This is a genomic window from Pseudoalteromonas sp. SG44-8, assembly GCF_014164125.1.
GTDB classification, from domain to species: Bacteria; Pseudomonadota; Gammaproteobacteria; order Enterobacterales; family Alteromonadaceae; genus Pseudoalteromonas; species Pseudoalteromonas rhizosphaerae.
In genome coordinates, this window is the sequence record NZ_JACJEQ010000018.1 from 57456 (window position 1) to 73081 (window position 15626).

The following is a 15626-nucleotide window of genomic DNA, read 5'->3' on the forward strand; positions in this document are numbered from 1 at the left end:
CCGCCGTTGTGCGGCTTTTATTTTTATTTGGTTTTGACGATAATATTATAGTAAAGGAAAAACAATGAAGTATATTTTATTAATTAGTTGCTTATTACTCTCTGCTTGTAACACCACGAACGGCGTATCGGTTTATTCATTTACTAGCAGTGAAATTGAAACAGCACTTAACCAGCAATTACCAAAACTTAGTGAAAAAGTCAGCTTGATGGGATTACCTGTACAGTTTAATGTGAATGATTTGAGCGTGAATGTCGGCCCTGATAATCGTGATGTAATCTTATTAGGTGCAGATTCGAGTGCTGTTATAAATGCTTTCGCACTTAAATACCCAGTGCGTTTAAAGCTGCAAATAGAAGGTGCGCCATTTTATGATAGTGAGAAAAAGGCGGTATTTTTACGGAATGTAAAATTGCTTGATTCAACTATCGACGCAGGCGGTTTTAAGGGAAACCTAGCGGTACTTGATGATGAAGCAATGAAAGTTATTAACGGATTTTTAGCTGTAAACCCAGTTTATAAACTAAATATGAATGACCCTAAGGTTGCGCTATTAAGTAAATTACCTTTAGATATGAAAGTAGAGCAGGGCGCAATTAAATTAGTACCTAGCATTTAAACTAATATTATTCAGATGGTTGAAGCCCTGCACGTACAGGGCTTTTTTGTATCTATAAGGTTATTATTAAATATTAGCACTATTACTGCGGCTTAATTTACAAGAGGAGGCACACGCTGTAAGGGCTGCTGTTTATAACCGGTCATCGAGATATAAATCAAAATAATAATTTTATTATACAGGTACAAGTTGTGTATTTAATCGACTATACTGATTGTTAGTTAATCACCATTAATTGCCTTCTTTATGGATAAAGAGCCTATTATGAAAAAATGTAACGTGATCTTCAATGCAACTCTAATAGCTGTATTCTCGGTTGTAGCTTTTGCTAATGAGCCCGATTTAAATTCTAATCCTTTTCTTGTAGAACCTTCAACACAACAGCAGGGCGCTCAGGTGTTTTCTTTTACAGAAACGCCAATTGAACTGCACGAAAATAATAAAATTAATACAGCCCAAGATACAGGCTATTTACGGCTTGCTTTAGAGACTAAAAGCAATGGTTTTGCGTTAGTGGACACATCTCAGATCAAAGATATTGAAAAAGTGATTGCAGAGCACAAAAATGGCCATGAACTATTTCTGCGTAGTTTAAAACCTGAAATTATGGCGGCGCAATCAATCGCAGACCAAACTAATTTGTCGCAGCAATTTGCAGGCGATACAGTTAGCTTAGACAGTATCTTGTTACAGCAAGACTTTATTACCTTTAGTAGAATGGTCGGTGGAAATTTTATTGCCGGTAGCGGCTGGGATCAGTTAACTCAGGTTGTCAAAAATGATACGTTTGGTACTGTGATTATAAAAATGTTTAGTTTTAGTCAAAGCAGTGGTGTATATATCGATGCGGACGCGGTGAATTATTATGTAAATAGCAATCCAGGGATCCTTTATGTACTTAAAGATAATAGCGATAATGTGTACACTAGTTTATCTTGGGCTGACGAAAATCAATCCTATTTCATTGGTATTGAAAAAAATATTAATGATATTGGTTTAAAATGGCGATTTGAAACGCTAATAACGTCGATGTAGTTGTATTATAAAGTGATCAAATGATTTTATGTAATTGCGAAAATATTAAACTGAACGTTCGTTTTTAAATAAAAGGATTGCATACTCTTTAGGTTAATTAAGCATGTTAAGTATATTTTTCAGCGCTGATAAAGTGAATAATAAACTACTTAACCTTAATAAATGACTATACTAATCTTATTGATTAATCCTCGTTTAAATAAAATCCTTAAAAACTGATTAATCAGCTTGGCCTATTTTAAAGAATAGGCTTATAATTTAGTTGAATCATATCTAATTTATAACTTTACAACTTAGTGAGTAAAAAATGAAAGAAGTTAAAGCTTTTATTAAATCAGCGAGTCTATCAGACTTAGAAAAAGCACAGGCATTACTTGGTGATGCGATTGCAAAATATACGCAGCAGCAGCAAGCTAAACAGGAAGTACTTGATCTGTTGAAAGAAAAAGGTCTTACTCTTGATGATCTTCAAGACGGTGCCAACGATAAACGCACAAAAGTAATGCCTAAATACCGTATTGAGTTTGAGGGTGAAATTGTTGAATGGACTGGCCGTGGTAAACGCCCTAAAGCATTCCAAGGTGTTGAACTTACCGACCACTTAGCTTAATACTGTAGGGGGTGTATACCCCCTCTTTATTTACAAAATAGTTTATTACTCCATTATTTTTTTGACCCCTTCGAAGTTGCTACTATGACGTATGTACTACGACCCTATCAACAAGAAGCGGTTGATCGCACAGTCGCTCATTTTCGTAAAACTTCAGATCCTGCTTTAATTGTATTACCTACGGGTGCAGGTAAAAGCTTGGTGATCGCTGAGTTAGCGCGAATTGCCAGAAAGAAAATTTTAGTACTTGCCCATGTCAAAGAGCTTGTTGAGCAAAATGCTGAAAAATATAAAAGCTTTGGTCTTCAGGCGAGTATTTTTTCTGCGGGTTTAAAACAAAAGTCATTGCTACATCAAGTAACGTTTGCCAGTATCCAATCGCTGTCACGCAATATTGAGCAACTTAACGAACATTATTCGTTAGTGATCATAGATGAATGTCACCGTGTCAGTGGTGAGCAAGATAGCCAGTACCAAAAAGTGATCGTTGCGCTAAAAGCATATAATCCGCAGTTAAAAGTACTTGGACTTACCGCTACGCCTTATCGTATGGGAATGGGCTGGGTTTATTATCGTCATTATCATGGTTTTGTTCGAGGCGATAAAGCGAGTCCATTTCGAGAATGTATTTTTGAACTACCACTGCGTTATATGATCAAGCATCATTATTTGACTTCACCAAAGGAAGTGGATGCGGCGATCAGTCATTATGATTTTTCTTCTTTACAAAGTGATTCATTCGGACGCTATACAGCCGATGATATGAACCAGTTGCTAGAAAAGCATAGCAGAGCAACCAAAGCTATTATGCAGCAAGTTATTCAGTACAGCGAGCAACGCCAAGGGATCATGATTTTTGCTGCAACCGTATTGCATGCAAAAGAAGTCTATGGTTATTTGCCTGAACAACAAACGGCTTTGATCACCGGGGATACTCCTAACGCTGAACGTGACCGTATTATTATGGAATTTAAGCAGCGCCGACTAAAGTATTTAGTCAATGTATCTGTGCTCACCACCGGGTTTGATGCGCCTCATGTTGATTTTATTGCTATTTTACGCCCGACAGAGTCGGTTAGTTTATACCAACAAATTGTTGGTCGAGGCCTGCGTTTAAGCGAAGGGAAAACCGAGTGTTTGGTAATTGATTATGCAGGTAATGGCTTTGACTTATTTTACCCCGAAGTAGGAAGTAAAAAAGGCGATAGTGATAACGAGCCTGTACAAGTACTTTGCCCTGGTTGTGGTTTTGCCAATATATTTTGGGGAAAAACCGATATACAAGGTAAAGTGATTGAGCATTTTGGCCGTCGCTGCCAAGGTTTACTCGAAGATGATGATGGCTCAAAAGAGCAATGTGATTACCGTTTTCGCTTTAAAGAATGTGAAGCGTGTGGTGCGCAAAATGATATTGCCGCACGTCAGTGCCAGTCTTGCCATGAGGTAATGGCTGATCCTGATGATAAACTACGTGCTGCATTAAATTTAAAAGATGCATTGGTATTACGTTGCAGTGGTTTAAGTGTTGTTAGCCTTGCAAATAACGAACATATTATTAAAGTTACTTATTATGATGAAGATGGTGCTAGTTGCGATGAAATTTATGATTTCTCAAAGTCCGGCGCCCGTTATGCGTTTAATAAACAATTTGCTCAGCGTACTGCTAATGGTCAAACACCCACAGAATATAAGTCAGCTGGACAAGTTATTGCTGGACAGGTGCAGCTTGTTGCACCGGATTTTGTTATTGCTAGAAAGAGTAAAAAATATGGCTGGAAGGTTGCCGATAAACTATTTGATTATCAAGGTAACTTTAGAAAGGCAAATCAGCTAAGCTATTAATAAGCTTAACTGATTTTAGATTTAGGCGTCGTCGCCATCCATTAATCCCCAGCCATCACCATAACCGTTATAGCCATTTGCAATACTTTCTAAATATTGCTCTGTTTGGCCAAGTAAAGTGTGATCTGGCACCATCTCGACCTGAGTTACCACTTCCCAAATACCCGTGTCTGTGCATTGCACTAATTCGGTGGCAGGGGAGAGTTCATCTTCGGCTATCGCGGTGGCAAACTTTTCGGCATCTACTTTTTGCTCAAATAAAATATAGAAATCAATTTTGTGCATCTGCGCCAAATCTATACCCGCAGCGGCGATTTCAGCTAAAAGTTGGCCATTGTCATCATCAGGAAAGTGCATTTAAAAACTCAATAAAATTATTTCAAATTAGTATCGACTATTGTAACCAAAATAAAGCACATAAGCGTACTAATTTTCACATTTGAGTTACTGCGTGAAGTCACTTCAATATGGTACTATTTCAATCATTATCGGTAAATTTTTTTAAGTAAGGAAATTACTTGCCTAGTTGGATATTAACTCGCTTTGCGGTTGGTTTATTTTTGTTGTTTTCATTTCATGTATTTGCAGCTTCGCAAGTGGTAACTAGTTATGAAATTAATGGTATAAAGGGCGATCTTGAAAAAAACGTTGCGCTGTACTTAAAACAACTAGATGGTGAAAAAGTAACCAGCACTTTGTTAAGTCATGCAAAAAAACAAGTGGCGATTAGCTTAAAAGCACTCGGTTATTATAAACCGACCATTAAGTTAAAATATAATAATGAAACACAAACCTTAGTCGCTACCATTGAGCGCGGACCTGTAACACGAATTGCAGATGTACGTATCACTGTTCAAGGTGATGGTAAAGATGACCCTCTTCTCAAGCAAAGCATCAATAGTATTAATTTAAAGCAAGGAGATATTTTAAATCACAGCAATTATGACGCGGCGCGTAAAAAAATTGAAGGACAATTGCTTGAGTTAGGATATTTTGATGTTAAATGGCAAGCACATCAACTCGCAATTTCATTAAAGAATAACAGTGCTGAAGTGATTTTAACGATCGACACCGGTATTCGCTACCAATTTGGTGAGTTAGTTTTAGGTGAAGAAACCCGAGCAGAGAAATACATTCGTTCAATTGCAAAATTTAAGCAAGGTGAAGCTTATAAAGCAACCTTGGTTTCTGAGTATAACTTAGCACTTTCAACCACACCTTATTTTGCCAGTGTGCGTGTTTACGCTGATATTGCTAATCGTGCGAATAAGCAAGTACCTATTAGGGTTGACGTACTACATCGACCTGCCAACAGTTATGAAATAGGTGGCGGTTACAGTACAGATCTTGGTCCAAAAGTGCGTTTTAAATGGTCCAAACCTTGGCTCACTGAAAATGGCCACTACCTTGAAAGCAACTTAAATGTGTCGCAGCGCCAACAAGATATTTCACTTGGTTACACAGTTCCTGTTGATGATCCAAATGATGATTTATGGCGTTTTTCTGTCGGTTACAAGTTAGAAGATGAGTTAACTAACGACGTTTACAGTAAAATCCTTACTGGACAACTACAACGCCAATGGTTGACTGATGATAATTGGGTTCGTACTGCCTTTTTACGCCGCGATCGAGAAACATACCGAATTGGTGATGCAGAGCAAAGCTCAAAAATGTTAATGCCCGGGCTCAGTTACGCAAAAAAAGTCACAGAGGGAGGCACAACGCCATTATCAGGATATCAATGGTTATTGTCGGCAGAGTTTGGCTTAAAGGACATGTTTTCAACCACAAATATCGTCAGAATGCAGATACAAAATGCTTGGTTGCAAACATACCTTGACCGACATCTGATTTTTTTAAAAGCAAATATTGGTGCAATGCTAGTCGATGATATTGATAACGTACCATTTTCACTGCGTTTTTATGCTGGTGGTGATCAAAGCGTACGTGGTTTTGCATATCAATCAATATCACCTGAAGATGAAGCCGGTCGTTTGATTGGTGGTAAATATCTAATTACAGGTACTGTTGAATATAATTATCAATTTGCAGAGAGTTGGCGAGCAGCCTTATTTGTAGACAGCGGTACAGCGACCAATGACTTTACTGATCGTGTCGAAGTGGGAGCTGGGTTGGGTATTCGTTATTTAACACCAGTAGGCCCTGTGAGAATTGATCACGCGTGGGGACTCACTAAAGAAAGTAAAAGTACACGATTAAGTATTACCATAGGGCCTGAAATTTAATGTCAAGAATGAAAAAAATCATCACTGTACTCACAGTGTTTCTCGCCTCGGTATTCGTGCTGGTATTTTGTTTATTATTTACAGCACCAGGTAATCAGCTGATTGCCTATACTGCAAATAAACTAGTCGATGGCTTACACATAGATATTAACAATGGCCGTTTTTTATATAACGATTCATTTGATGTGCAGTTTCAACAAGATGGCTTAGATTTTAATGCTAAAAACCTAAAACTCGACCTATATTGGTGGGGATGTGAAGGTATTTGCATCGAAAATATTAGTGCGCAGAGTATGGCACTGATATTGCCCGATATTTCACAAAATTTAGCTGATGATGAAGCGACTGTTCCAGAGCAGCCAGTTGCCAGTAGTACTGATGAGATCAGTTTACCGATAGCAATTTCGATTAAACGTATCGCAATTGCATCGTTTAAGCTTGCTCATCCCAGCGCTGATGTCACAGTGACAAAATTTGCGCTGTCAGCCTCGGCAGAGCAATCCCTTGTGACGTTAAACTCACTCTCAATTGCTCAAGTTGATGTGCTGCTCAAAGAGACTCAATCACCTCCTAGCGAACCACTAACTGCACTTGCGGCGTTACCTGACATCCATTTTAGCTCGCCGCTTGCAGCAACACTTGAGCAATTATTGGTATCGAAAGTAACGATTGTACAAGGTGAGCAAAGTCATGAAATTACAGATATTAAAGGTGCTTTCTCAATTGCAAAAAGCCAACTGATATTACCTTCATTCAGTGCTGATTATTTGCAATGGCATTTGAGTAGCCAATTGAAAGCAACCTTAGTTGATGATACGCCTGTTACGGCAAAAATAACTCTTAACAATCCAGAGCATCAGCTCAGTTTGGCTGTGGATGGTGATTTACACGATTTGCAACTAGATGTAATCACCCAAGGGCAATATCCGCTAAGTGCAAAAATAAACGCAGATTTAAAAACGATAAACTTTCCTTTTTCAGTCAATGCAAATATTACTCAGTGGCAGCTTGAAGTAGATAACAACGCTTTAGAGATTAGTGATGTGCAGTTAACTGGCAAAGGTAATGCTGATGATTATAAGTTACAGCTAATAGCGCAAAGTCAGTTGGCGGCATACCCTAAGGTACAGTTAAAGTCCTCTCTTAAAGGTGGCCTAACCCAGATCCACGTCGATGACTTGTCATTGTTAGCGAACGAGAGTAAAGCCACTATTACAGCGTCTGCGCGTTGGGATGAAGGTATCCATAGTGAGTTTTCAGGGCAATTAACTCATTTGAAAGCCCAGTACCTAACAGATGCGCTAACAAGTGATCTTTCAGGGCAATTTAACGGTGTTTTCAGTGCTGAGCAGCAGCAATGGCAGCTGAAAATGACCAATACTCAGCTAGCTGGTACGCTGAACGATATACCATTTAGCTTAGCCTCAGACTTTGATTTAAATAACTCACTGTATGCAAGTATTGATAAGTTTGAGCTTGCCAGTGGTGAAAATAAACTTACATTATCTGGTGATATTACTAAGCAGTGGAATATTAAAGGGCTGTTACATTTAAATAAAGCGCAGCAAAATGAACTCGAATTTACCGGTGTTGGTGAAGGTAAGCTTGCTATAACTGGGCAACGGTTGGAGCCGATAGTCAATCTAGATGTTGGCATCAGTCATTTAAGCTTTGCTGATATTGCGATTGAACATCTAGCGCTCAAAACGGACTTTAATTATGCCGCTGATTGGCAAACCAATGTGAGTTTAAAGCTCACAGATGCGAGTGTATCTGGTCGTCATATCAACAGTTTTACTATTGCAGCAGCAGGCGATAAAGCTGATCATCAATTGCAATTTAATTTAGATGCCGCTGACGGAGAAGCTCAATTTGAAGTTGCTGGTAAATTTACTAATCAATTATGGCAAGGCCATGTCAGTGATGTAATGCTTACTGATAATGTTATTCGCGTTAGCGCACAACCGGCGGTTGCAATTGAATTTAACATCGACAATGGTGATTTTTCGGTGCAGCAACATTGCTGGCAAAGTGACAATAGCAAACTTTGCGTTGAGCAGCTTAGCCAAACTAACCAACAAGGCCAGTTTAAAGCGCAACTGGATAATTTTGATCTAGCTGAAATAAAACATTTATTACCTGAAAATATTATTACCGAAGGGGGCTTGAACGGCCAACTAAATGCGAATTGGCAAAACACTCAATTACAAACTTTAACAGCAGTAATTAGCTCACATGATTTAGCGACCACGCTTATAAATGAAGATAAACGCTATCGTTTACCAATAGAAACATTTTCGCTTAACGCCACCGCGGATCAACAAAATGCACAATTGCAGGCTCGTCTAAGCTCTAGTGTGATTGGTTATATCAGTGCTGACCTCAATACTGAAGATTTAACTGGTCAGCAATTGCTTCGTGGTCAACTTATGATTGATAAGATTTTATTAACCGATTTACAGCCTTTTATGGGTACTCTAGAGCAATTAAGAGGCAGTATTAGCGGGCAAATTGCGTTAGCTGGCACGCTCAGTGCGCCATTGTTAAATGGTGAACTTGAGATTTCCGACGTGAATTTACAAGGCGAGCAACTTCCAGTCGCGATTGTGGATTCAAATATTAGTATCGCATTTGATAAAACCAAAGCCATCTTGGAAGGGAAGTTAAAAGATGCTGAAGGCGGTGAATTAGCACTGATCGGTGATATTGATTGGCAAGGAACTCAGCCTGCAGTTAACTTAGCGGTACTTGGTGAGCAGTTTTACGTGCGTGCGCAGCAAGGAGTGATTTTTAAGATCTCCCCAGACCTAAAAATAAGTTTAGTTGATAATGCTTTTAAACTAGCAGGGCAAGTGGTTGTCCCGTATGGTCGAATAGAAATAGAAGAGTTACCAGAAGGCGCTGTGCGAGTCAGTGATGATGAGATTATTATTGATAAGCAGACCAAGCAAACGCAAGCTGTGCCTTTTGATTACGATATAAACTTAAAGCTAATTGTTGAAAACGATGTGCGTATAAAATCTTTTGGTCTGGAGTCAAAAATTGAAGGTGATTTAGCGATTAAAATGGATCAACAAACGCCAATGATCACCACCGGTGAATTGAACTTACGACAAGGTACATATCGTTCATTTGGTCAAGATTTGATAATTCGTACCGGGCAAATTGGTTTTAGTGGCCCAATTGATAAGCCGTACTTAAATATTAAAGCGATCCGTAATCCAGACAATACTGCTAATGATGTTATTGCCGGGATCACTTTAACAGGCAATATCGATCAGCCTGTATTCAAAGTGTTCTCTGAACCAGCAATGGATCAAGCACAATCACTCGCTTACTTGTTAAATGGTCAACCACTAGGTGAAGGTGATAGCTCAACAGATGCGATGTTAACTCAGTTGTTGCTAGCACAAGGGGTGAGCCGTAGTGAAGGAATGGTTTCTAAAGTTGGTGAAACGTTTGGTTTATCTGATGTGAGTTTGAGCTCTAAGGGTAGCGGCGAGGAAACCAAAGTTGAAATTTCGGGTTACGTTGCGCCAGGCATTCAAGTGAAATACAGTGTGGGGATTTTTGACTCCCTTAGTGAAGTGGCTGTACGCTATCAGTTACTGTCGCAGTTATACATTGAAATCACCAGTGGCCTGTATCAAAATGTTGATATTCTTTATAAATTCGATTTAGATTAATGGTCATGATGCATTGAGAGCCTATATTTTAGCTTATTTATTTTGTTTTTTTAGTGGCTTAGCTAACACGCAATTAAGTGTTAGCTAAGCCGAAGGTCATCCTTATCCTGCTGAGTTACTCGCACTGGTATTAAGTAAGTCTGCTATCACTATTGCGCAAGCTAATTTAAAAAATCGTCTAATTATTCAGCTTCGCAATCCCTTATTGCCGGGCAGTGCGCCGATTCAGCTACAACAATTTTGGCTTGATAAAAAAGCCTTAACCCAATAATGTAGCACCACTAATAATAAAAAAAGTTGTGGGATATGTTGAAAAAATCATACTTAGCTGCGGTTGCGTTAATCTTGAGTCAAACAAGCGTGGCAAACACGGTTGAACAACTAACAGTCAGTGATGTAATGAGTAATGTAAGCGCATCAGAATGGCGAATGGTAGACACTGATAATATCATTAAAATTACTCTACCTTCGGGCGCGGCGTATATTGAACTTAATCCATTACTTGCACCAAAACACACACAGAATATAAAAAAACTTGCTCGTGAAGGCTTTTATAGAGGTTTGAGTGTTTACCGTTTTGTGGAAGGTTTTGTAGCCCAAGGCGGTGATGCCAGTGGTAAAAAAGTAATTAACACTGCAAGTAAAGCAGTACCTGCTGAGTTTTATTTAGCGACTAAAACGGCAATTAAAATTACCGAACTGGATAGAGAAGATGGTTACGCTGCAATCACGGGGTTTTTAAATGGCTTTGCAGTGGCACAAAATGAAGCGCAAACCCAAACTTGGCAAGTACATTGTAACGGTATATTTGCGATGGCAAGGGATAATGATATTAACAGCGGTGGTACTGAATTTTATGTCACATTAGGTCATGGACCTCGTTACTTAGATAGAAATATTACCGTATTTGGCCGGGTGCTAGAAGGCATGGCTCATTTTAATCTGCTCTCACGCATAGAAACAGCAGGAGAGAAATTTAATCCAATAACGGATCTGCAAGTTTTAGCTGATATAAGCAAAGAGGACCGCAGTCAATTTAAGGTGCTAAAAACAGATTCTAATAGTTTTAAAATGTTGATTAAAGCGCGTCAAAATCGCAGTGAAGCATGGTTTGTAGAAACGCCTAATTATGTTGATGTATGCGGTATGTCAATACCAACTAAAAGAGTTAGTGAGCTAGAAAGTTAGCGAGTTGAAAATTAACCCCGAGCGGGCTCGGGGTTCTATACAATAAAATGACTATTATTGGCGGTTTATTTTCACGTTAAATGGTATTGTATCGTGATCTGTGGATCGATATGGGTTGATATCAAGGCCACCACGTCGGGTGTAACGGGCATAAACTTCAAGCTTGGTAATCTTCAATTGCGTGATTAAGTCACAATAAATACGCTCAACACATTGCTCATGAAACTCATTATGAGTACGAAAAGAAATCAAATACCGCAATAAAGACTTTTTACATACTTGCTCACCGGTATAGCGAATAATAATACTCGCCCAGTCAGGTTGTGAGGTGATCAAGCAATTAGATTTTAATAAGTGACTGTGCAGTGTTTCAGTCACTGTATTTGTCGCGACCGCTTGTAAAGAGTTAGCATGTAAATGGTAGTTATCAATTTCAATGTCTAAGTCGTCAATGCACTCACCAGGCAACGGCGTACAGGGTAAACAGTTATAATCACTCGGGCTGTACAAAGTAACATTGACGGGCTTTGCTACTGCTGTCGATAGATCCGCAGTTAGAATAGCCTGTACGTCATCAATTGAATCAAAACGGCTTTGATTAAAGCTATTTAAATATAACTTAAAAGACTTTGATTCAATGATATGGCTACTTTGACAAGGAAATTCAAAGGTGGCCACGGCAACCACAGGTTTACCTTTTGCGTTTAACCACGATAGCTCATAGCCAGTCCAAAGATCTTGACCCTTAAAGGGTAAGGCACTTTCATCAATATTTAAATCATCGCGGTTAAGTTTACGTGCGATCGGAAACAATAAGCTCGGTGTGTAGGTATCTACATACTCGGTTGATTGGCCAAGTACGCTGCCTTTTAGTTCAGGTGAATTGCTGTAATCTGTCATGTTACGTCTTTTATAGTTACAATAGCGCCATTATACCTAAAGCTTATGAGTTTCACAGTATGAGTATTGCTACAGAATTAGAACAACTTCATCAACGATTTGCCCAGCGCCAGTTAGAGCAAACAGATTCATTACCATGTATTGAGCACGACAGTGATTGGTCAAGCCCTTGTGAGGTTGGCAGTGCGGATGCAAATGGTATGATCCAATGGCAGGCGACGCGTCGCAGTCCTACAGGCTCTTTAACTGATTTAGCAGCAGCCCTTGAGGTTGAGTTTCCACAAGCACTGAATGAGTATTATGGCGCGTTTTTCGCAGGAGCAATTACTGCCAAAATAAACCAACATAGCGTGGAGTTACTGCAAGCTTGGAATGAAGATGACTTTGATTTACTGCAGCAAAATATAACCGGGCATGTATTGATGAAGCGTAAGCTTAAGCAAGAGCCAACGGTATTTATAGGCTTAACGGATCAAGACGATTTATTAGTATCAGTATTAATTTCTTCAGGTGAAGTATGTTTGGAGTATGTCGGAAAGAAACCGCATCATACCTTAGCGGCTAATCTTGGAGAGTTTATTGCAGCACTTGAAATATAACAATGCTAAAAAAGGGAACTGCAGTTCCCTTTTGTTTTTATTACTGAAAATCCCACGATATATTAGACACTAAACCACATGGTTCACACCTAAAATCAAATAAGCCAAACCATGATTCAGGTAACTTCCAATCGTTATTACAGCCTGGGCATTTACGTTCAAGCTCAGATGCTTTGTCTTTGCCACCAACCCGATACAAATAATAATAAACTGGCTTTTTAGTTAAAAAGCTAACACGTTTGGCAATATCTTTACCGCGACGAGAAAGATCGCTATCAATGTTTGATATTTCATCTAATGCAGGAAATTCACAACGTGTTGCACCATTAATTTGAATTTGGTCGCAAGCTTGCCAGTCTTCTTGCCATTTTATTAAAGTTTTATAATCACCATTGGCAATAGCGGGTATTTTAAACAACGGAACGGGTAAAAAATCATCACCGCAATACAGCGGACTACATGTATGCACATAGGTTGTATATAAAATATAGCTGGACGGCTCATGACACTCATCTGCACCATTAGAGTGAATATCTTGGCCGATCACTTTTACTTTTGGTGCCAGCAATCCAGCGCTATGTAATTTATCAATGCTGTGTTTTACAAATGGACTGTTGTTGAGCGGGTGCATTGCATCATCAGTGGGACACATAACACGCGTTACAAAGTAGCCATCTTTTAATACTGTTGGGAATTCTTCTCCCATTATTTGCCCATTAAAGCGCAGTGCATTAACTAAGCGGTTTATCGCTTGTTCGGCATTTTCAAGGGTCGTGTCTTGGTAACAATCAAACGTTAAATCAACAACAAACATGATGGATCTCTAATTTATTATTTTTCAAGTAGTGCTAGTAAGCGGTCTAGTTTTGCTTCGATGCGATCAAGTTGACTAGAGTTATCTATAGTCTCACTTTTTTGCTGAGGTTGTTTTGCTAAATTATGGATAGAATCAGGGTTATTTTTATATTGGCTAACAGCAGCAATAATAACAGGCAATGGAATAGGTTGTGTCAGTTTACTTTTAGTTAAAGCTACAGTAGGAATTTTGCCTTCATCAAGAAGGGCTTTAATTGCATCAAAAACAACAGCATTCATTCGATTTTTAAACTCTTTAAAGTAAGGCATAGCACTAACATGTGCTGCGCCGGGTATAATAACAGGTGGTTGGCCGTAGCCAAATACTTTTACTGCTGACGTAAACGTACATCCAGTTCGTCAATCACTTCACTCCAATCACCATCTTCTGCTAATGATTCAGCAATAAAATGTTGTTGTGCTTGATCCCAAAAAGGGGCGTCTTGTAATAATGTTGTGGCGGGTAATGAATGAGCAGCAATGAAAGTGTCAATCTCAGCCTCTGAACTTGGTAAGCCGAGTTGTTTGAATAATGTATTGATATCGTGTTTAGTGGTATCCATGTCATGCTCCTTGATGGTAACGGTAAAACAGTTATAGAACTTTATGATGGGTTGTTAGAGTTTAACACCCGCTGAATTTGCCTTTTAACGCAGATAGGAATATACCTATAGTTGTTGATGTACAAAAAATCAAAATAATAAAAAGGACTAGCTATGACAGTTGAGACTGAAAATGAGACATTTCGAGTTCAATATATTGCTGCAGAAGACATTAGTATTGCTGCGAGCTTAATCTATCAAGCTTATCATGATGATCCGCTATTGCAACCAATGCTCAATTATAGTGAGGCGAATAAAGCCGTTTATGAAAAAAAATTACGTGCTCTGATCCGTGAAGAGCTCAGTACTTTTTGGCAAGAAAAACAGCCGCTGATTGGTTTATATAAAAATGATCGTTTAAAAGCGGTTGCGTGTGTATTCGAATCATCAAGTCAGCTGCAAGCACAGCGCTATTGGCACTGGCGTTTAAAGTTAATGCTTAGTGCTGGCTATTTGCAAACAAATCAATTAATTGAAAAAGAGCAAACGATCCGTAATGCGCTCGCAGCACAAGGAAACTACTATTTTTTAGCCTTTATTGCAGTTGATCCTCATTTTCATGGTGAAGGCCTCGGCCGTCATCTACTTCGTGGCTTGAATGATTTAGTTAGCGGTAATCCAGCTGCATCGGGTATGGCTGTATTTGTAACCCAAGATAAACATACCGCGTTTTTTGCCAGTGAAGGTTTTGTGCACTTACAACAACTGACTTTTAACAATGTACAAGGTGAACTGCTATTTAAATCAGCTCAATAGCATTGATTTAAGATAAAGCGCCATAATGGAAATGTCACTGTGAGAGATATCTTACATTATCGTGCGCTTAAGCCTTTTATATCGCTGTGATCATGATTGATTTCATCGTAACAAACTGTTTTATAGTAAAAAAATTATTTTTGCAAATTTGTTACATGAAAATTATTATTATTTATGACTACCGCTGAGTCCACTTTGCTTTAAACTTTACTTTGTCAAGACGACACAGACTCAATGAATGAGCTGCTGCCAAGGAAACGGATTATGGCAATTAAGCAAGATGCTTAGCAGGAAGCAAATGGACAAGTTAACACGGATGCAAGGATGAGTTAGGACACTGCGAGGATGCAGTACATTAGCGGAGCTAATGATAAGGACAGCCCAAAGGATTATATTACAGGAAGTAATAGGAGCGTTTGGAAACGCAGGATGGCCAGGTAGGCAAAGAGGATAACACTAGGATGTGTAGGATATTGCATAGATGCAATGTGAGGGTGTATTTGGATATATACCCGTTCAGGGGATAGATAAAAATGGTAGCTTCGGCGTAGGTATGGATGCCTTATTATGGACGAAGTCAGATTGGGGCGTAACTATATGTTACGCCTTAGTTTTTTATAGTTAACGTAAAATGATTAAATATCAGTGTGCGCTGATAACTCGCTAACTTTCTAACTTTCTAACTTTC

At 38.9% G+C, this 15626-nt stretch carries 14 protein-coding genes; 9 read left to right on the plus strand and 5 right to left on the minus strand.

The features are described from left to right. Window positions 1-64 precede the first annotated feature (64 nt). From H5163_RS14280 to H5163_RS14295, 4 genes are all read left to right on the plus strand, one after another. Complete coding sequence (locus H5163_RS14280) at window positions 65-619, plus strand: DUF1439 domain-containing protein (RefSeq protein ID WP_182731905.1); 555 nt, start codon at window positions 65-67, stop codon at window positions 617-619. 264 nt (window positions 620-883) lie between these two features. Continuing rightward, the gene (locus tag H5163_RS14285; protein WP_182735416.1) at window positions 884-1654 is read left to right on the plus strand and encodes a hypothetical protein; all 771 of its coding nucleotides are present in this window, start codon (window positions 884-886) and stop codon (window positions 1652-1654) included. A 307-nt stretch (window positions 1655-1961) separates the two neighbouring features. Beyond that, on the plus strand, window positions 1962-2264 hold the full coding sequence (locus tag H5163_RS14290; protein ID WP_145241611.1) for an H-NS family nucleoid-associated regulatory protein: 303 nt from the start codon (window positions 1962-1964) through the stop codon (window positions 2262-2264). 84 nt (window positions 2265-2348) lie between these two features. Next, complete coding sequence (locus H5163_RS14295) at window positions 2349-4106, plus strand: DEAD/DEAH box helicase (RefSeq protein WP_182735417.1); 1758 nt, start codon at window positions 2349-2351, stop codon at window positions 4104-4106. Between the two features lie 21 nt (window positions 4107-4127). Here H5163_RS14295 and H5163_RS14300 read toward each other — a convergent pair whose 3' ends face one another. Next, window positions 4128-4463, minus strand: a complete 336-nt coding sequence (locus tag H5163_RS14300; RefSeq protein WP_182731907.1) for a ribonuclease E inhibitor RraB — start codon at window positions 4461-4463, stop codon at window positions 4128-4130. 203 nt (window positions 4464-4666) lie between these two features. Here H5163_RS14300 and H5163_RS14305 point away from each other — a divergent pair, with 203 nt between their 5' ends. From H5163_RS14305 to H5163_RS14315, 3 genes are all read left to right on the plus strand, one after another. Beyond that, entirely contained in the window at window positions 4667-6352 is a 1686-nt protein-coding gene (locus H5163_RS14305) for an autotransporter assembly complex family protein (RefSeq protein ID WP_257326364.1), read from the plus strand. Continuing rightward, window positions 6352-10038: a translocation/assembly module TamB domain-containing protein gene (locus H5163_RS14310; RefSeq protein ID WP_182735418.1), complete on the plus strand. Its 3687-nt coding sequence runs from the start codon at window positions 6352-6354 to the stop codon at window positions 10036-10038. Before H5163_RS14305 ends, H5163_RS14310 begins: the two co-directional genes overlap by 1 nt. A gap of 306 nt (window positions 10039-10344) precedes the next feature. Then, the gene (locus H5163_RS14315; RefSeq protein ID WP_182735419.1) at window positions 10345-11226 is read left to right on the plus strand and encodes a peptidylprolyl isomerase; all 882 of its coding nucleotides are present in this window, start codon (window positions 10345-10347) and stop codon (window positions 11224-11226) included. Between the two features lie 54 nt (window positions 11227-11280). Here H5163_RS14315 and queF read toward each other — a convergent pair whose 3' ends face one another. Beyond that, window positions 11281-12126, minus strand: coding sequence for an NADPH-dependent 7-cyano-7-deazaguanine reductase QueF (gene queF, locus H5163_RS14320; RefSeq protein WP_182735420.1), 846 nt, complete (start codon window positions 12124-12126; stop codon window positions 11281-11283). A 59-nt stretch (window positions 12127-12185) separates the two neighbouring features. Here queF and syd point away from each other — a divergent pair, with 59 nt between their 5' ends. After that, window positions 12186-12725, plus strand: coding sequence for a SecY-interacting protein (syd, locus tag H5163_RS14325; RefSeq protein WP_182731911.1), 540 nt, complete (start codon window positions 12186-12188; stop codon window positions 12723-12725). Between the two features lie 40 nt (window positions 12726-12765). On the opposite strand, the gene H5163_RS14330 is transcribed toward syd, so the two are convergent. From H5163_RS14330 to H5163_RS14340, 3 genes are all read right to left on the minus strand, one after another. Continuing rightward, on the minus strand, window positions 12766-13539 hold the full coding sequence (locus H5163_RS14330) for a Zn-ribbon-containing protein (RefSeq protein WP_182731912.1): 774 nt from the start codon (window positions 13537-13539) through the stop codon (window positions 12766-12768). 17 nt (window positions 13540-13556) lie between these two features. After that, window positions 13557-13820: a hypothetical protein gene (locus tag H5163_RS14335; protein WP_145241630.1), complete on the minus strand. Its 264-nt coding sequence runs from the start codon at window positions 13818-13820 to the stop codon at window positions 13557-13559. Between the two features lie 89 nt (window positions 13821-13909). After that, window positions 13910-14143 (minus strand): DUF2789 domain-containing protein, encoded by a 234-nt coding sequence (locus H5163_RS14340; RefSeq protein ID WP_145241632.1) that lies wholly within the window; start codon window positions 14141-14143, stop codon window positions 13910-13912. A 153-nt stretch (window positions 14144-14296) separates the two neighbouring features. Here H5163_RS14340 and H5163_RS14345 point away from each other — a divergent pair, with 153 nt between their 5' ends. After that, entirely contained in the window at window positions 14297-14938 is a 642-nt protein-coding gene (locus tag H5163_RS14345) for a GNAT family N-acetyltransferase (protein ID WP_182717947.1), read from the plus strand. Window positions 14939-15626: the final 688 nt, after the last annotated feature.